The organism is Corynebacterium atrinae (assembly GCF_030408455.1).
GTDB lineage: Bacteria > Actinomycetota > Actinomycetes > Mycobacteriales > Mycobacteriaceae > Corynebacterium > Corynebacterium atrinae.
The window spans coordinates 1,159,809-1,177,746 of record NZ_CP046977.1; the positions used below are offsets into that span (position 1 = coordinate 1,159,809).

Here is a 17,938-nt window from a genome sequence, read left to right on the forward strand (position 1 = left end):
TAATCGGGTGCTCCTTGATCTAGCTCTCATTTTCATCGTCGTTGTTATTGGCTCGGCGATGCAACGCATCTCCGGCATGGGCCTGGGCCTTATCGCCGGACCCGTCCTCGTGATCATCATGGGCCCCGTCGAGGGCATCCTGGTGGTGAACATTCTGGCGTTCCTCAATGCCGCCGCGACCACCATGACCGTTCGCGAGTATGTTGATTGGCGAAAATTCACCATCATCGCTTCGGTACTGATCGTCGGATCGGTGCCCGCTGCTCTCCTCGTTCGGGAAGTGTCTGGTGATCTCCTGCAATCCCTCGTCGGTGGGCTGTTGTTGTTGGCCCTGGCTGTCACGACCTTCGGCAAGCGTTTCATCCCGCCGGTTTCGGGGACGGCACCGGCCGTGGTCGCGGGCATCGCGGGTGGCTTCATGAACACCCTCGCCGGAATCGCGGGGCCGGCGATCACCGTTTACGCACAAGCCTCGCGCTGGCCGCAGCAAGCGTTCGCTGCCACGCTCCAACCGATCTTCATGGTCGCCGGACTCATATCCTTCCTGACCAAGGTGTTTTCTGGTGCGGGCGACCTCACTCAGACCGACTGGCTCATTTGGCCGGTGGGAGTGCTTGGTATGGCACTTGGCCTGTGGATCGGGGTGCAGCTCAGCCGCAAGGTGCCGCGTGAACAAGCCCGCAAGCTCTCCCTAATTTTGGCTAGCGCGGGAGGCGTGACGGCCCTCGTTCGGGGCATCAGCGGCATGGTCGGAGCTTAGAGAAGCGAGGAAAGAAAAGCCTGGGTGCGGCGCTCACGGGGGTTGTCGATGACCTCGGCGGGGGTGCCCTTCTCGACTACGACGCCGCCATCCATGAAAGCGACCGAATCGGCGACTTCGCGGGCAAAGCCCATCTCATGAGTCACCACGAGCATGGTCATGCCGTCGTTGGCGAGTTCCTTCATCACGCGCAGAACCTCCCCGACAAGCTCGGGGTCGAGAGCTGACGTGGGCTCGTCGAAAAGCATCAGTTTGGGCTCCATTGCCACCGCACGAGCAATGGCAATGCGCTGCTGCTGACCACCGGAAAGCTGCAACGGGTAGGCATTGGCCTTGTGCGTCAAACCCACCTTTTCCAGCAGTTCCATGCCGCGCTCCTTGGCGGCGGCGGGAGAGACACCCTTGACGTGAATGGGTGCCTCAATGATGTTCTCCAGGGCTGTGCGGTGCGGGAAAAGATTGAACTGCTGGAACACCATGCCGATGTCGGCGCGCTGGCGGGCAGCGTCCTTCTCGGAAATCTCGTAGAGAACGCCATCGCGCTCGCGGTAACCGATGAGATCGCCGTCGACGTAGAGCCGACCAGCGGTGACTTGCTCGAGGTGGTTCACGCAGCGCAGGAATGTGGACTTACCGGAACCGGACGGGCCGATGAGGCAGGTGACGGTGCCAGTGGGCACCTGCATATCAATGCCCTTGAGCACTTCCAGCTGACCGAAAGACTTGCATACCTGCTGGGCGTCGATCATGAGATCGGTCATGACTAGTTCTCCTTCACGATCGTGACGTTGCCGGGGACAGTGCCCTCAGCGTCAGCGAGGGACGCGAGTTGGCGGGCGGTGAGCTGGCGGGTGGCACCCTTCTCAAAGTGCTTCTCCAAGAAGTGCTGGCCCACCATGAGCAAGGACGTCACGGCGAGGTACCAGGTGGCGGCGACGAGCAGCATGGGTACCGGCTCGAAGAGAGCAGCAGCGATATCCATTGATCGGCCATAAAGCTCCAGGCTGTAGGGAACCGCGACGACGAGCGAAGTGGTCTTCAGCATGGAGATCAACTCATTGCCCGTCGGGGGAATGATGATGCGCATGGCCTGCGGCAACACCGTGCGGCGCATGGTCATCCACCAGCTCATACCCAGGGCCTTGGATGCTTCCATCTGGCCTTCGGGGACCGAAGAGATGCCCGAACGGACGATCTCGGCCATGTAGGCAGCCTCGTTGAGGCCGAGGCCCAGGACAGCGAGGATGAAGGCGTTCTTGAGCATCCCGCTGAGATCAACCTCGGTGAAACCGACGTTGATACTTTGATAAAGCGAGCCAAGCAGGCCCCAGAACACGAGCTGCACGTACACCGGAGTGCCACGGAACACCCAGAGATAACCCCACGCCACACCCCGCAGCACCGGGTTCGGCGACATGCGCATCACCGCTAGAGTGGCGCCGAGGACGACGCCGATGATCATTGCCAAGACAGTAAGTGCGAGCGTGTGCAAGGCAGCGGTAGCGATCCGGGTGTCGAAAAGGTAGCTGCGGTACGTCGCCCAACCGTAGGCCTCGTTGGTGACGGCGCCAATGATGAACCAGGCCGTTACGGCGAGCACGATGGCCGCCAACACCCACCGTCCCGGATGGCGGAGAGGCTTCGCCTGAATAGGCTGAGGGGTGGTCGTCATGAGGAAATTCCTTCCACAGGTTCTTCATTGATCAGGGCCTGATCCAACAGACCAGTTTCGACGCCCCATTGGGCGAGAATGCGTTCGTAGTCACCGTTGTCGATGAGGTGCTGCAATGCGGCCGCCATTGCGGGAGCAAGGGGGGAGTCCTTTGGCAGCGCCCAACCATAAGGCGCAGCCTGGAACATCTCACCAGTCAGCTCCATCTTCCCCTCCGACCGCGATACGGCCCAGGCGGTCACCGGGGAGTCGGCCGACAGTGCATCGGCGCGACCAACGAGAAGTGCAAGCGCGGCATTGTCAGACGTGTCGTAGGACAAGATAGTGATGGGTTCTAGGCCGGCTTCTTCACAAGCCTCAGACTTGGGGCGGACATCATCGGTCTCTGACACGGTTGTCCGCTGAACAGCAACAGTCAAGCCGCAAGCGTTGTCCGGATCAACCGGAACACCCGTTTGCTGCGCCCACTGCACGCCCGCATAGAGGAAGTTGACGAAGTCGAAGTTCTGCCGACGTTCCGGGTTGTCCGTAAAGCCACTGGCTCCGATATCTAGGGTGCCAGCCTGAACGGCAGGCAAGATCATGGAAAAGTCCTGCTCCACGGGTTGGAAATCGAGACCCATGACCGCGGCCGTCGCCCGGGCAAGGTCCATCTCGAGGCCAATGATGGAGCCATCTGAATCCTTGAGCTCGAAAGGAGCGAAGGGCGGGTTCGTTCCGCCGGTGAGAACCCCATCGGTGCCGACATCTGACGGAACCATGGCGGCAATCTCCGGCACCTCATCTGGAATGATGGGTTCCCAGCCCTGAGGTTTGCCGTCTTCGACATTGGTGACGCAACCCGCCAACAGAGTGGCAGCGGCGAGAGTAGCCAGGGTAGCTCTGAGCGCGCCGTTGCTAATCGGGCCCCTCATCAGCTCGGCTGCGATTCTGTGACGACGTCCGCGTCACGGCGAGCAGACGCCACGCGGTCGGCGATGATGAACACGAGCACAATCGCGCCGCCGAGGACGGCGAGGCCAATGATGGGAAGCAGGTTATCGCCGGGCGAGAGCAGCTGCGCATCGGGGGACTGCCACGGCCACAACGCACGCAGGGAACCCAACATGAGGCCGGCCATGACGGTCAATGTCAAAGTGCGGTGATGTTCCATGGCCTTGGTCAACAGGCGGATGAAAAGCACAATGCCGACGAGTGCACCAGCGGCGAAGGTAACAATGACCGTCCAATTGCGATCCGAAATGGCGCCCATGACGGGGGAGTACAGGCCAACAGCCATGAGGAAGAAGGAACCAGAAACTCCGGGAAGCACCAGGGCGCAAATGGCGATGGATGCGGCCAAGAAAATGACGATGAGCGACGGGTTGCTTTGCGGCGCCGCAGTAAAGCCCGTGGCAAAAAAGCTCAAGGCCGCTGCCAGTGCGAAGACCAGGGCGAGCACCCAACCACGCTTGCGCACATCGCGGGGATCCATCATTGCTAATGGAACCCAAATGGATACCGTGACCATGCCGAGGAACAACCCGCGGGCGTACTCCGTGTTTTCCTCGACGAAGTTGTGCATGACAGTAGACATGGTGAACACAGCTGTCACCATGCCCACGCCGACCGCAGCAAGGAAGAACCAGTCAACCTGGCTGAACTTGCGGCGTAGGAGAGCGTTGCCGTTGTGTAGGGCGCGCTCGTAGATACCCACGACCAGGGCGACCGTGCCACCGGAGATGCCAGGCACGAGCTCCGCCATGCCGATGAGGGCACCACGAACAATGTTGGCCGCAATAGTCAAAGGACTCTGCGACATCGGGGCTGGGTGAATGGTGTTAGTGGACACGTTGCCTTTCGTAGGCCATCTATCGGCCTTCCATGGTCAAGGGCATGAATCGACCTTCAACTTTAGAGCATGGCCCCGCAAAATCAGAGTGAGACGCAGCGAAAGTGGCACACCAAGGCCGTCTAAGCGCTGTGGAGAGACGAATAGACAACTCTTTATTCAGCCGCGCCGATCATGATTGTGGAGCTATTGGAGTTCTGGTCGGTCACTGGATGTCCACCGAAATCGCTTGCGACGCCGCAATAGCCCGGTCCTGCGCTAACGCCGGGCTCGTAGCCGTGGCGTAGACATTGCCAATCCGTGCCCGATAGGAGGAGATATCGGGGACCTCATCTCCCAGGGATTTCGAGGGCACCCAGCCCGGGCTACCTGGATAATCCTTCAGATCTGGAAGCCCTTCGATGCTGGCAAGGCATCCGGTTGTGCTGGGGTAGAGGCTGACGTGACTGTGGCCTCCAATGACCTCCCGCGTTTCGGGGAGCTCAGGTTGACGGTTGAGGGCGTCGTCGATAACCAATGCGTAAGGGTCGTAATTGGTACACGCCTCGATCGCCGGAGTGATCAAGGCGCCAGGCATCCGGGCATTGAGCTCGACTAACTCGAACCCGGCTGCAGTTTCGATGAACTCGAGATGGGCGAATCCGACACGGTAATCCAGCCTGGCTAAAATCCCTCGGCCCCACTGCTCGACCGATGCTTCCCATGGGGTGCCGTGCTCATGCGGAAAGGTTTTGACCTTCTCGAGGAAGAGGGGCGGTGGCGTGAGGATACGGTTGGTCACTCCGAAAAAGACTGTCGTAGTGCCGTTTGACCACAGCTCAGCCGAGTAGTGCGGGCCGCGATAGTAAGGCTCGATGACGTAGGAAGACACATCATCAACGGCGTTGAGGGCGCTAGCCAGCTCGTCTTCGTTGTGCACAAGGGTCACTCCTGTGGAGCCTGTTCCACCGCGTGGCTTGATGATCCGCGGGAAGGAATCGACGGCGACCTCGCCGAGTGTGCGCCTGACCCACTGCTTATCGCGCAGGTCCCTTAACTGGGCAGCCGAGTATCTCCGCGGGAGATCGAACTGTTCCCGTAGCTCAGCAGCAATCACACCCCAGGTGTCTGTCGGGCTGAAGATGCCACGGAGCTCGTGGCAGACCCCCGCACGTAGTCGCGAAGTGCTGTGTCATCCCGAGTCGGAAATGCGACCACATCGACGCCGTCTAGGTCGGAGTACAGGGATGGGTCCTCTGCAAGGAGCCTCAATTGATACCCGAGCTCATGAGCGTGCTCACCTAGCTTGCTGGCGCCAGTGGTCATTGCTTCCACAGCGAGAAGGATCTTCAAGGCTGTTCGCACCGCCTTTACGGTCTATTCTCAATCGCTTATCGATCTAGGCCTTCCGTACAGGCTACCGGCTAGGCGGTCGTCTGGCTTGAAGCAACTGCGGGATCAGGAAGTCGCGAGTGCCAAAATTCTCTAGAATGCAAAGCTCGCTTCTCCGCGAACTGCGGAAACGATAAGTGGCACCATTCATTCTAGAGAATTTTGGCACCCTGCCTGACGCCAGGCACTATCAGACCGTCACATTCGGTGAGCCTGCCAAGGTTGAAGACTTGGGGGCGGCGAGAAGAGGGTCAACCAACGAAAAACTGAGGGCCTCCTACCGAAACCGGTGGGAGGCCCTCAGTATGACCATGTTCAAACACATAAATAGTGCCCTCGGTGGGACTCGAACCCACACTGAACGGGTTTTGAATCCGTTGCCTCTGCCAATTGGGCTACGAGGGCCGTGCTGTCGTGCTGTACGCCAGCGCCAACAGGCGAGAATCAGCGTACTGGGAGCAGCTTAGTCTAGGGCGGTGGATGTCGAAAAATCGCCCTCGACAAGGTGGGGTTTGTTAGTCGCTAGAGTGGGGCGGGTGAACGAGAACAATCGCCTTTTGCTCATTGATGGTCACTCTATGGCCTTCCGCGCTTTTTATGCCCTGCCGGCAGAGAATTTCTCTACGACGGGCGGGCAGCACACGAACGCTATCTATGGGTTCTTGTCCATGTTGGCCAATATTTTGTCGGAGGAGAAGCCTGACAAGGTGGCGGTGGCGTTTGACGTGGGGCGGAAGACGTTTCGCACGGATATGTTCCCGGAGTACAAGGCCCAGCGGGAGGCGTCTCCGGAGGAATTCAAGGGCCAGGTCGGGATCCTGGAGGGGCTGCTGGGGACCTTGGGTATCACGACGTTGAGTATGGAAAATTTTGAGGCAGATGACATCCTCGCCACGTTGACCACAGCGGCGAAGGGGCTTGATTATGAGACGCTCATCGTCACCGGTGATCGTGATTATCTGCAGTTGGTGGACCCGAAGACGACGGTGCTGTATCCGATGCGCGGGGTCTCCACGATCCATACGTTTACGCCGGAGGCGGTAGAGGAGAAGTACGGGCTGACGCCGGAGCAGTATCCGGATTTCGCGGCGTTGCGGGGGGACCCGTCGGACAACTTGCCGAATATCCCGGGGGTGGGGGAGAAGACCGCCACGAAGTGGATTCAGCAGTACGGAACCTTGGACAATCTCCTCGAGCATGCCGATGAGATTAAGGGCAAGGCGGGGGAGAATCTCCGGGAGCGCATTGAACAGGTCAAACTCAATCGGAAGCTCACGCACATGCTCACGGACATGGAGCTGCCGGTCACTCCTGATCAGTTGGAGTTTCAGCCGGTGGATGTCGCGGCGGTGGCCGAGCAGTTTGATGCCCTACAGTTTGGTACGAATCTCCGCGAGCGAGTCCTAGCAGTCGTCCGCACGGATGGTTCGGCGGTGGAGGAGTCGGTAGAGCTTGCCGACGTCGTCGTCGACGACGCCGAGCTCGCCGACTGGTTGGCGGAGCGCAGCGGGCAGGGCTTGGCGTTGTTTGCGGTGGGGACGCCCAGCCCGGGGCAGGGTGACGTGTCGGGTTTCGCGATCGTCGATAAGCAAAGGCACGCGGTGAGCGTGGAAGCGGTTGACCTGTCCCCGCGCGATGAGAAGGCGCTGGCCGGGTGGTTGGCGTCGGAGGATCCGAAGTACCTGCATGAGTCGAAGGCGGCGTTTCATATGTTTGCTGGCCGAGGCATGGTGCTCAATGGGGTGACGCAGGATACGGCGATTGCGGCGTATTTGCTGCGGCCGGGGCAGCGGACATATGACCTCAAGGATGTGTACCAGCGTCATTTGCAGCGCCAGCTCGTGGAGCCCGATGGGCAGCTGTCACTGATGGGGGATACCTCCCTGGTCGATTCCGCGGTTGCCGTGTTGGAGCTGAGCGAGAAGCTCACCGAGCAGCTCAAGGAGATCAATGCCTTCGAGCTGTACTACGACATGGAGTTGCCGCTGGCGCGGATCCTCGCCGAGATGGAGGCCGTGGGTATTGCCGTCGATGTGGAGATCTTGGAGGATCAGCTGGGCTCGTTCATTGACATGGTGGCGGAGGAGGAGATCGCGGCCCGCGAATTGGCTGATGATCCGGGCTTGAATCTCTCGAGCCCAAAGCAGCTGCAGGTCGTGCTCTTTGACAAGTTGGGTCTGCCCAAAACCAAGAAGACGAAGACCGGGTATTCCACCGCGGCGAAGGAGATTGAGGGCCTGGCGGAGAAGCATCCGCATCCCTTCCTGGATCACCTGCTCGCACACCGTGAGTATCAGAAGATGAAGACCACGCTGGAGGGGCTGATCAAGACAGTTCAGCCTGATGGGCGCATCCGCACGACCTTCAATCAGACGGTGGCTTCGACGGGTCGGCTGAGCTCGACCGAGCCGAATTTGCAGAATATTCCCGTGCGCACTCCGGCTGGTCGCAAGATCCGTTCGGCGTTCGTGGTGGGCAAGGGCTTCGAGACGCTCCTGACGGCGGACTATTCCCAGATTGAGATGCGCGTCATGGCGCACCTGTCGCAGGATCCGGGGTTGATCGAGGCGTATCGCGAAGGCGAGGACCTGCACAACTTTGTTGGTTCCAAGGTCTTCGAGGTTCCGATTGATGAGGTCACGCCGGAGTTGCGTCGCCGCGTCAAGGCGATGTCTTACGGCCTCGTCTACGGCCTGTCGGCGTTCGGCCTCTCCCAGCAGCTCAATATTCCCGCCGGTGAGGCGAAGTCGATCATGGAGAGCTACTTCGAGCGTTTCGGCGGCGTCCAGCGCTACCTCGCTGAGGTCGTCGATCAGGCCCGCAAGGACGGCTACACCTCGACGCTGTTTGGGCGGCGCCGTTACCTGCCGGAGCTGACGTCGGATAACCGCGTGGCGCGGGAGAATGCGGAGCGCGCGGCGTTGAATGCGCCGATTCAGGGCACGGCCGCGGACATCATTAAGGTCGCGATGATCCGCGTCGATCGCTCACTGCGCGCGGCGGGCGTCACCTCCCGCGTCCTCCTCCAGGTGCACGACGAATTGGTCGTCGAGATTGCCCCGGGCGAGTTGGAGCAGGTCCGCGAGATCGTGGAGCACGAGATGGATCAGGCGATTACCCTGCGCGTGCCCTTGGAGGTCTCCGCGGGGCACGGTGCTAACTGGGACGAGGCTGCTCACTAGAGGTAACGGTGATGCCATCGTCGTCGATGGCAAAGTCAACGTCCAACAGCGTATCGACGACCGCGTCACCCAACCCCGCCAGCTCCCTCGCCGGGTGCGAGGTGGCTACGGCGAGCACACCGCCTCCGGCGGCGCGGCCCGCCTTCAGGCCCGCCGGGGCATCTTCAACCACGAGGCACCTGCTCGGCTCGAAGCCAAGCCGCGCTGCGGCGAGGAGGTAGCCCTCGGGGTCTGGCTTGCCGGTGGCGACATCATCGGCGTCGATGAGGATTTCAGGGACTGGTACCTCGGAGGCCTCCAGGCGGGCAACCATGAGTTCGCGGTCACCAGAGGTCACGGCCGCCCAGCGTTCCGGCGGCAGCGTGGTCAGCAGGTTCCTCACTCCGGGGAGAGCTGTCACCGAATGCAGCTCCGCGAGTTCGACGACCCGCATGTCGGCGAGGGCCTGATCGATGTCCTCCTCCGGGATGAACTCGGCGAGGGTGTCGCGGGTGCGGCGTCCGTGGCTCACGGCCATGATGGCATCGGCATCCACGCCCGCGCTGGCGGCCCAGGTGCGCCAGACCTTCTCTACTGCGGGAGTGGAGTCGACGAGGGTGCCGTCAATGTCGAAGAGGATGGCGTCATATTTCATGCGAGGTGTCCGTAATACTCGTAAAGCTTGTCCACATCGGAAGTGTCGCCGCTGAGGCGATCGAGGGTGAGGTGCCAGCACACGGCGTACTCGACTGCCTCCTTACCCACCAGGCCCTCGTGGAGCAGGCGGACGTTGCCCTCGCCGCACTTCCACGTCACAGTTGAAATTGGCAGACCCGGCCCGCTCCACGTGTGGACGAGCGTGCGAGGCACGTCTTTCACTAGAACCTCTCCCACTGCATTGCCGTCATCCCCGTAATGGAAATCAACGGTCCCGTCCTCGGACACCATGACGGCATAGACCGCGTTATAGATGTCTTCAACCGATCCCGGGAGGGAACGATCGAAACGAAGGGAATTGTTGGCGATGGAGCCAGCGCCTTCCGGGGTGATGTCGGGGCTTAAGTTCATGCCTCCACGATACCCAGCTGGGTGATAAAGATCGCCGAGCCAGGAAAGATCTGACCCCTCAGCGGCGACCACTGGCCCCACGTCTGAGTGAGGTGCTCCGGCCATTCGGGTTCGATGAGGTCGATGAGCTGAAATCCGGCAGAGTGAAGGGCACGAACCCAATCGCCCATGGTGCGGTGATACTCGGCATAGGTGACGGTGCCATGCTCGTCGGTTTCTACGTACTCCCGTTGGAAGTAGGGGATGGAGGCGACCAGGCCTTCGGGTCCAGGATCGTCGGGGAAGATCCACCGCATGGGGTGGTTGACCGAGAACACCAGGCGCCCGCCGGGGCGCAGGACTCGGGCGACGTCGATAAGCACGTGCGAAATATCAGGGACGAAGGGGAAGGCTCCGAAGGCGGAGAAGGCGACGTCGAAGGAATCATCGCGGTAGGGGAGAGCTTGCGCGTCGGCCTGGACCAAGGGGACACCTGGCTGTGCGCGCCGCAGCATCTCGCGCGAGAGGTCGAAACCGGTGACGAAGCCCACGCCATCCTCGGCCAACCAGGTGGAACAGGGTGCGGACCCGCACCCTATTTCCAGGACCTTGAGGGCGCGGACGTCGCCAAGCAATCGGGCGGAGGATTCCGCCAGCATTTCCGGCGACCAATGAAACCCGTCGAGATAGGAGGCGTGCTCCGCGTGATAGCGATCCGCATCACCATCCCACCACGCGCGGTTGGCCGTGGCTGATGTGTCGGATGTGGTCAAGGAAAACCTCCATGTCAGGGCGGTGTTTCGAAGCTTGCCGGGAAAGCACTTTCAGGGTACTGTGTCAAGGGCGTATCGCAGCTTTGAGGCGGGTTAGGTCAAAATGGGAGGGCCTGCACGACCTCAGGGTGTGATCAAAACTCGCATCACCGTGGGTTTTTGAGAGATTCGTTCCTGTCCACTTTCTATCTCCTATCCAACTCGGAGCAACTGAACACATGCCCAACACCAACACCCCTCAGGTTGCCATCAATGACATTGGCACCGCTGAGGATTTCCTCGCAGCAGTCGACGCCACGATCAAGTACTTCAACGATGGTGACATCGTCGAAGGCACCGTGGTCAAGGTCGACCGCGATGAGGTCCTGCTCGACATCGGATACAAGACCGAGGGCGTTATCCCGTCCCGCGAGCTGTCCATCAAGCACGATGTTGACCCGGACGAGGTCGTCCAGGTCGGCGATCAGATCGACGCACTCGTCCTCACCAAGGAGGACAAGGAAGGTCGGCTGATCCTCTCCAAGAAGCGTGCGCAGTACGAGCGCGCCTGGGGTGCCATCGAGAAGCTGCAGGAGAACGAGGAGCCGGTTACCGGTACCGTCATCGAGGTCGTCAAGGGCGGCCTCATCCTGGACATCGGCCTGCGTGGCTTCCTGCCCGCCTCCCTCGTGGAGATGCGTCGCGTCCGCGACCTGGATCCGTACATCGGCCAGGAGCTCGAAGCCAAGATCATCGAGCTGGACAAGCACCGCAACAACGTGGTCCTGTCCCGCCGCGCATGGCTCGAGCAGACCCAGTCTGAGGTCCGCTCTGAGTTCCTGCACCAGCTGCAGAAGGGCCAGGTCCGCAAGGGCGTCGTGTCCTCCATCGTCAACTTCGGCGCCTTCGTCGATCTCGGCGGAGTCGACGGCCTGGTTCACGTTTCCGAGCTGTCCTGGAAGCACATCGATCACCCGTCTGAGGTTGTCACCGTCGGCGATGAGGTCACCGTTGAGGTTCTCGACGTCGATCTCGACCGCGAGCGCGTGTCCCTCTCGCTGAAGGCCACCCAGGAAGACCCGTGGCGCGTGTTCGCACGCACCCACGCCGTCGGCCAGATCGTCCCCGGCAAGGTCACCAAGCTCGTCCCGTTCGGTGCGTTTGTTCGCGTCGAAGAGGGCATCGAGGGCCTCGTCCACATCTCCGAGCTGGCCCAGCGCCACGTCGAGGTCCCGGACCAGGTTGTCAACGTCGGCGAAGAGGCCATGGTCAAGGTCATCGACATCGACCTCGAGCGTCGCCGCATCTCCCTCTCCCTCAAGCAGGCAGATGAGGACTTCTCCGAGGAATTCGACCCGTCCAAGTACGGTATGGCCGACTCCTACGACGAGCAGGGCAACTACATCTTCCCCGAGGGCTTCGATCCTGAGACCAATGAATGGCTCGAGGGCTTCGAGGAGCAGCGTCAGGCGTGGGAGGCTCGTTACGCTGAGTCCGAGCGTCGCTTCCAGCTGCACACCGCTCAGATCGAGCGTTCCCGTGTTGCTGCCGCCGAGGCTGCCGAGCAGTCCGCCACCAACTACTCCTCCGAGACCGAAGATGCTGACGCTCCGGCATCCGAGGACATCGCACAGGTGGAGACCACCGGTGGTTCCCTGGCTTCCGACGAGCAGCTCGCTGCTCTCCGCGAGAAGCTCGCTGGCAACTAAGCTCTTTTAGCCAGCAGCTGTAGCCGCCCTTCCGCGCCGGCCCGAGAAATCGGGCCAGGTGCAGAAGGGCGGCTTTGCTGTCTCCTGGGGCGCTGACCTGCTCAATGTGGTCTGACCGCACAGCACTGCTGGTTATCACAACTTTTGTATGGGTCTGTCTGGCCCGGAACGACACCAAACTGTTGTGGGCCAAATGTTCCGTTTATGTGGGTATGGGGGATAGAATGACTTTGTCATACCGGAGGCTTTGACAGCTTCTCCAAAGCGTGGGGGAATTTTCCTCCCAGGGTCTCCGGAACAGTCGAGTCATGTCCGTCACTAGTGGGCGGGCATGGCCCATGAGAAAGGTCCCTTACATGGCGTCCAAGACGACATCGACGTCGCAGCACATCCTGAAGGAGGTGGGCGGTGCCGATAACGTGACCTCGTTGACGCACTGTGCTACTCGGCTGCGTTTCCAACTAAACGACCAAAGCAAGGTCGACGTCGCTGCCCTTGAATCTGATCCCGCTGTCCTTGGTGTGGTGAAACAGGGCACTACCGGCCTCCAAGTTGTGATGGGCGGTGGCGTGGCCGAGTACTACGGCGCCATCGTCAAAGAGCCCGGCATGGGTGATTCGGAGAAGCAGGAGGCTTCGTCCAAGAAGGAGTACGGCGGCGTTCGCTCCAAGTACTCGTTCATCGATTACGCCTTCGAATTCCTCTCTGATACCTTCCGCCCCATTCTGTGGGCACTGCTCGGCGCCTCGCTGATCATCACCCTCCTCGTCCTCGCGGACACCTTCGGTCTCCAGGACTTCCGCGCTCCGATGGATGAGCAGCCGTCGACCTACGTCTTCATGCACGCTATGTGGCGTTCGGTGTTCTACTTCCTGCCGATCATGGTGGGCGCCACCGCTGCTCGCAAGCTGGGAGCCAACGAGTGGGTGGGTGCCGCTATCCCGGCCGCCCTGCTCACCCCGGAGTTCTTGGCTCTCGGTGAAGCCGGCGACACGGTGCAGGTCTTCGGCTTGCCCATGGTCATCAACAGCTACGCCGGTCAGGTGTTCCCGCCGCTCATCGCCGCTATCGGCCTGTTCTGGGTGGAGAAGGGCCTGAAGAAGATCATTCCTTCTTCGATCCAGATGGTGTTCGTGCCGTTCTTCTCGCTGCTCATCATGATCCCGGCTACTGCATTCCTGCTCGGCCCATTCGGCATCGGTGTGGGTAACGGCATCTCCACCTTCCTGGAGTCGGTCAACAACTTCTCGCCGTTCATCCTGGCCATCATCATTCCGCTGCTGTACCCGTTCCTGGTTCCGCTGGGTCTGCACTGGCCGCTGAATGCCATCATGATCCAGAACATCGCTACCCTCGGCTACGACTTCATCCAGGGCCCGATGGGTGCTTGGAACTTCGCCTGCTTCGGTGTCGTCACCGGCGTCATGATCGTCTCCATCCGCGAGCACAACAAGTCCATGCGTCAGGTCTCCCTTGGTGGCATGATGGCCGGCCTGCTCGGTGGTATTTCGGAGCCCTCCCTCTACGGTGTGCTCCTGCGTTTCAAGAAGTCTTACGCTCGACTGCTTCCGGGCTGTTTCGCCGGTGGCGTCGTTATGGGCATCTTCAACATCAAGGCCTACGCCTTCGTCTTCACCTCCCTGCTCACCATCCCGGCCATGGATCCGTGGTGGGGCTACACCATCGGCATTGCCGTGGCGTTCTTCACCTCCATGTTCCTGGTCATCTTCTTCGACTACCGCGGTAAGGATGAAAAGGCTGAGGTTTTGGCCCAGATCGCCGCTGAGCGTGAAGCCGCCAATGAGGCTGAGGAAGAGCGTATCGACGCCGCCGTGGCCGGCACCGCTGCCGCCGCCGGCGTAGCAGGGGGCGTCGCTACCGCGACCGCCGTCAAGCCCGCCCTCATGGCTGGTGCTATCACCGAGATCGGCGCCCCGCTCGAAGGTCGCGTCATGCCTCTCTCCGAGGTTCCCGACGCCGCATTCGCTAGCGGTGCCCTGGGCAACGGCGTGGGCATCGCGCCGAGCGGCGATACCGTCGTCGCCCCGGCTGATGGCCTGATCCTCACCGTCCAGAAGACCGGCCACGCGGTGGGTCTGCGCCTGGACAGCGGCGTGGAGCTGCTCATCCACATCGGCGTGGACACTGTGCAGATGAACGGCGAGGGCTTCGAGGTTCTCGTGGAGAAGCGCCAGCAGGTCACTGCCGGTACCCCGCTCATTCGTTTCGACACGGCCAAGATCGCCGAGGCCGGCTTCTCCGCCGTCACCCCGGTCCTCGTGGTGAACACGAAGAAGTTCGCCTCCGTCGAGGGGCACCCCGCAGAACACGTCAACTTGGGTGACAACGTCATCACCATCAAGGCCAACGACGAGTAAAAGCTAGACTCGGGTCCATGCTTCGCATTGGACTCACCGGAGGGATCGGCAGCGGTAAAACCACCGTTGCCGATCTTTTGCGTTCTCACGGCCTGCCTGTCATTGACGCAGACCTCATTGCCCGCGACGTCGTCAAGCCAGGGGAACCTGCCTTGGCCGAACTGGCGGAGGCGTTTGGCCACGACATCCTCAACGAGGATGGCTCCCTGAACCGTTCACTTTTGGCCACCCGTGCTTTCGTGGATGCCAAACACACGGAGTTGCTCAACTCCATCACCCATCCGCGTATCAAAGCTGAAACGGCTCGGCGTTTCGCCGTCGCAGAGGCAGCAGGGGAGAAGGCGGTGGTCTACGACATGCCGCTGCTGGTGGATAACGGCCTGGATAAGGACATGGATCTCGTCGTGGTTGTAAACGTCGATGCCGAAACCCGTGTTTCCCGGCTGGTGAAGTGGCGCGGCCTCACCGAGGAGGATGCGCGTCGGCGACTGGATGCGCAGATTTCCGATGAACAACGGCTGGCGGCGGCGGACGTGGTCATTGATAACAATGGCCACCTGGAATGCCTCGACCGGCAGATCGCTGACTTGATGGTGCGAATTCGCGGCCTTGAGGTGGAATGATCTAGGTATGGACTACCACCAAGACGTTGCTCCCTTTGCATTCCTCATCGGCACCTGGCGAGGCGAGGGTCGCGGTTTCTACCCGACGATTTCCGATTTCCGCTACCAAGAGACCGTGACATTCTCCGCGCTCCCCGGCAAACCCTTCCTCCGCTATGAGCAACGCACCCAGAACCTCGACAGCGGCGCTCCCATGCACACGGAGCTCGGTTTCCTCCGGCCGCAATCAGACGGTGGCGTCGAGTTGGTGCTCGCCCAACCCACTGGGCAGACGGAACTGCTCCATGGCATAGCCGAGCTTTTCGACGACCGCGCAACCCTTACCTTCGACGAATCCACGGTCAGCAACTCCCGCACCTCCAAACCCGTTGTCTCGACGTCCCGCACGTACACCAGGGTCGGCAACTCATTGACCACGGCTTTTAACATGGCCGCCGCCGGGCAACCGCTGCAGCAACACTTGGCAAGCGTGCTGACAAAGGACGATTAGCCCGGCACCACTGACGTGGTACCGAACAGGTGTACCATGTGGGCCATGGCGTTTGCAGCTGAGCACCCAGTCTTGTCCCACTCCGAGCACCGGCCCGTTGGAGAGATCGAAAGAAGCGACGGTCGCTTCGAAGTCATCTCGGACTACCAACCCGCCGGTGATCAGCCAGCCGCGATCGAGGACTTGGATGCCCGGCTGAATCGAGGCGAGGAGGACATCGTGCTCCTCGGTGCCACCGGCACGGGTAAGTCGGCGACGGCAGCGTGGCTGATCGAAAAACAGCAGCGGCCCACTCTCGTCATGGCGCCGAACAAGACCCTGGCAGCGCAGCTGGCCAATGAGCTCAAGCAATTGTTGCCCAACAACGCCGTCGAGTACTTCGTTTCCTACTACGACTACTACCAACCCGAGGCGTATATCGCGCAGACCGATACCTACATCGAGAAGGACTCCTCAATCAACGACGACGTGGAACGGTTGCGGCACTCGGCCACCTCGGCGTTGCTCTCCCGCCGCGATGTCGTAGTCGTGTCCTCGGTGTCGAGCATCTATGGCCTGGGCACGCCACAGTCCTATTTGGATCGTTCGGTGGTTCTTAACGTGGGGGAGGAGGTCGAACGCGATCGCTTCCTCCGGCTGCTCGTGGATATTCAGTATGAACGCAACGACATCGCCTTTCAACGCGGCACGTTCCGCGCGAAGGGCGACACCGTTGACATCATCCCGGCGTATGAGGAACTGGCGGTTCGGGTGGAGTTCTTCGGCGATGAGATCGACGCGCTGTATTACATTCACCCGCTTACCGGTGATGTCGTGCGCCAGGTCGATGACATCCGCATTTTTCCCGCTACCCACTACGTAGCCGGCCCGGAGCGCATGGAAAAGGCGGTCGTAGCAATCAAGGCAGAGCTGGCGGAGCGGCTGGCCGACCTGGAGAACAAGGGCAAGCTCTTGGAGGCCCAGCGGCTGCGCATGCGCACCGAATACGACCTCGAGATGATCGAGCAGGTCGGCTTTTGCTCCGGCATTGAGAACTATTCGCGGCACATCGATGGGCGCGGTGCAGGCACGGCGCCGGCCACCCTCATTGATTACTTCCCGGAAGACTTCCTCACCATCATCGACGAGTCCCATGTGACCGTCCCGCAAATCGGCGGCATGTTCGAAGGCGACATGTCGCGCAAGCGTAACCTCGTCGAATTCGGGTTCCGGCTACCCTCAGCGATGGATAACCGCCCCCTGACGTGGGAGGAGTTTGAGGAGCGCGTCGGACAAACCGTCTACCTGTCGGCGACGCCGGGTAAGTACGAGATGGCGGCCGCACGAGGTGAATTCGTCGAGCAGGTTATTCGCCCGACGGGATTGGTCGATCCAAAGGTGACGGTGAAGCCGACCCAGGGGCAGATCGACGACCTCATTCACGAGATCCGTCAACGCACCGACAACAACGAGCGCGTCCTGGTCACCACCTTGACCAAGAAGATGGCGGAGGACCTCACCGACTACCTCTTGGAAAACAGCATCAAGGTTCGCTACCTCCACTCGGACATCGATACGCTTCAGCGCGTCGAGCTCCTGCGTCAGTTGCGGCTGGGGGAGTTCGACGTCCTCGTCGGCATCAACCTGCTGCGTGAGGGACTCGACCTGCCGGAGGTGTCCTTGGTGGCCATTCTCGATGCGGATAAGGAAGGATTCCTCCGCTCCGCGACGTCCCTGATCCAGACTATCGGGCGCGCCGCTCGAAACGTCTCCGGTGAGGTCATCATGTACGCCGACAAGATCACCGACTCCATGGCGCAGGCCATCGAGGAGACGGAGCGGCGCCGCGAGAAGCAGATTGCCTACAACACCGAACACGGCATCGATCCTCAGCCCCTGCGGAAGAAGATCGCGGACATCCTCGACCAGGTCTACGAGAACAACCCCGACGCCGCCGGTTCCTTAGGCGGCGAGGCGGCCATGGTGGAGCGCCCCGACACCACCGACATGCCGATGGAACAGCTCCAAAAGCTCATCGATGACCTCACTGCTCAAATGGGGGCAGCTGCGCGCGACCTCAAGTTCGAGCTGGCCGGCCGACTGCGCGATGAGATTGCGGACCTGAAGAAGGAACAGCGCGGCATGAAGGACATCGGAATGTAATC

15 protein-coding genes and 1 tRNA gene are annotated in these 17,938 nt (G+C 61.0%); 7 read left to right on the plus strand and 9 right to left on the minus strand.

What is annotated here, in order from left to right:
- Window positions 1-7: 7 nt before the first annotated feature.
- A complete protein-coding gene (locus CATRI_RS05815; protein WP_290220541.1) occupies window positions 8-760 on the plus strand; it encodes a sulfite exporter TauE/SafE family protein in 753 nt (250 codons plus the stop codon).
- Here the strand turns inward: CATRI_RS05815 and CATRI_RS05820 are convergent.
- From CATRI_RS05820 to CATRI_RS05845, 6 genes are all read right to left on the minus strand, one after another.
- A complete protein-coding gene (locus CATRI_RS05820) occupies window positions 757-1,521 on the minus strand; it encodes an amino acid ABC transporter ATP-binding protein (protein ID WP_290220543.1) in 765 nt (254 codons plus the stop codon). The two genes, CATRI_RS05815 and CATRI_RS05820, sit on opposite strands and share 4 nt — an antisense overlap.
- A 2-nt stretch (window positions 1,522-1,523) precedes the next feature.
- Complete coding sequence (locus tag CATRI_RS05825; RefSeq protein ID WP_290220545.1) at window positions 1,524-2,432, minus strand: amino acid ABC transporter permease; 909 nt, start codon at window positions 2,430-2,432, stop codon at window positions 1,524-1,526.
- Window positions 2,429-3,346, minus strand: coding sequence for an ABC transporter substrate-binding protein (locus CATRI_RS05830; RefSeq protein ID WP_290220547.1), 918 nt, complete (start codon window positions 3,344-3,346; stop codon window positions 2,429-2,431). Before CATRI_RS05830 ends, CATRI_RS05825 begins: the two co-directional genes overlap by 4 nt.
- The gene (locus tag CATRI_RS05835; protein ID WP_290220988.1) at window positions 3,346-4,233 is read right to left on the minus strand and encodes a DUF368 domain-containing protein; all 888 of its coding nucleotides are present in this window, start codon (window positions 4,231-4,233) and stop codon (window positions 3,346-3,348) included. Before CATRI_RS05835 ends, CATRI_RS05830 begins: the two co-directional genes overlap by 1 nt.
- Before the next feature lie 235 nt (window positions 4,234-4,468).
- Complete coding sequence (locus CATRI_RS05840) at window positions 4,469-5,359, minus strand: ATP-grasp domain-containing protein (RefSeq protein ID WP_290220549.1); 891 nt, start codon at window positions 5,357-5,359, stop codon at window positions 4,469-4,471.
- A 606-nt stretch (window positions 5,360-5,965) separates the two neighbouring features.
- Window positions 5,966-6,039 (minus strand) — tRNA-Leu (locus CATRI_RS05845).
- Window positions 6,040-6,191: 152 nt separating this feature from the next.
- On the opposite strand from CATRI_RS05845, the gene polA reads away from it, so the two are divergent.
- Window positions 6,192-8,816: a DNA polymerase I gene (polA, locus tag CATRI_RS05850; RefSeq protein WP_290220990.1), complete on the plus strand. Its 2,625-nt coding sequence runs from the start codon at window positions 6,192-6,194 to the stop codon at window positions 8,814-8,816.
- On the opposite strand, the gene CATRI_RS05855 is transcribed toward polA, so the two are convergent.
- The 3 genes from CATRI_RS05855 to CATRI_RS05865 are packed head-to-tail and all read right to left on the minus strand — an operon-like array spanning window position 8,791 to window position 10,615.
- A complete protein-coding gene (locus CATRI_RS05855) occupies window positions 8,791-9,450 on the minus strand; it encodes an HAD-IA family hydrolase (protein ID WP_290220551.1) in 660 nt (219 codons plus the stop codon). The two genes, polA and CATRI_RS05855, sit on opposite strands and share 26 nt — an antisense overlap.
- Window positions 9,447-9,863, minus strand: a complete 417-nt coding sequence (locus CATRI_RS05860; protein WP_290220552.1) for an SRPBCC family protein — start codon at window positions 9,861-9,863, stop codon at window positions 9,447-9,449. Before CATRI_RS05860 ends, CATRI_RS05855 begins: the two co-directional genes overlap by 4 nt.
- Complete coding sequence (locus tag CATRI_RS05865; RefSeq protein WP_290220556.1) at window positions 9,860-10,615, minus strand: class I SAM-dependent methyltransferase; 756 nt, start codon at window positions 10,613-10,615, stop codon at window positions 9,860-9,862. The genes CATRI_RS05860 and CATRI_RS05865 overlap by 4 nt, the downstream gene beginning before the upstream one ends.
- A gap of 218 nt (window positions 10,616-10,833) precedes the next feature.
- On the opposite strand from CATRI_RS05865, the gene rpsA reads away from it, so the two are divergent.
- From rpsA to uvrB, 5 genes are all read left to right on the plus strand, one after another.
- On the plus strand, window positions 10,834-12,303 hold the full coding sequence (gene rpsA / locus CATRI_RS05870) for a 30S ribosomal protein S1 (protein WP_290220561.1): 1,470 nt from the start codon (window positions 10,834-10,836) through the stop codon (window positions 12,301-12,303).
- A 356-nt stretch (window positions 12,304-12,659) separates the two neighbouring features.
- Window positions 12,660-14,681: a glucose PTS transporter subunit IIA gene (locus tag CATRI_RS05875; protein WP_290220563.1), complete on the plus strand. Its 2,022-nt coding sequence runs from the start codon at window positions 12,660-12,662 to the stop codon at window positions 14,679-14,681.
- A 17-nt stretch (window positions 14,682-14,698) separates the two neighbouring features.
- Entirely contained in the window at window positions 14,699-15,304 is a 606-nt protein-coding gene (coaE, locus tag CATRI_RS05880) for a dephospho-CoA kinase (RefSeq protein ID WP_290220564.1), read from the plus strand.
- A 7-nt stretch (window positions 15,305-15,311) separates the two neighbouring features.
- Window positions 15,312-15,794 carry a heme-binding beta-barrel domain-containing protein gene (locus CATRI_RS05885; protein ID WP_290220566.1) on the plus strand — a complete coding sequence of 161 codons (483 nt, stop codon included), beginning with the start codon at window positions 15,312-15,314 and terminating at the stop codon, window positions 15,792-15,794.
- A gap of 45 nt (window positions 15,795-15,839) precedes the next feature.
- Window positions 15,840-17,936 carry an excinuclease ABC subunit UvrB gene (uvrB, locus tag CATRI_RS05890; protein WP_290220568.1) on the plus strand — a complete coding sequence of 699 codons (2,097 nt, stop codon included), beginning with the start codon at window positions 15,840-15,842 and terminating at the stop codon, window positions 17,934-17,936.
- The last annotated feature ends 2 nt before the right edge of the window (window positions 17,937-17,938 follow it).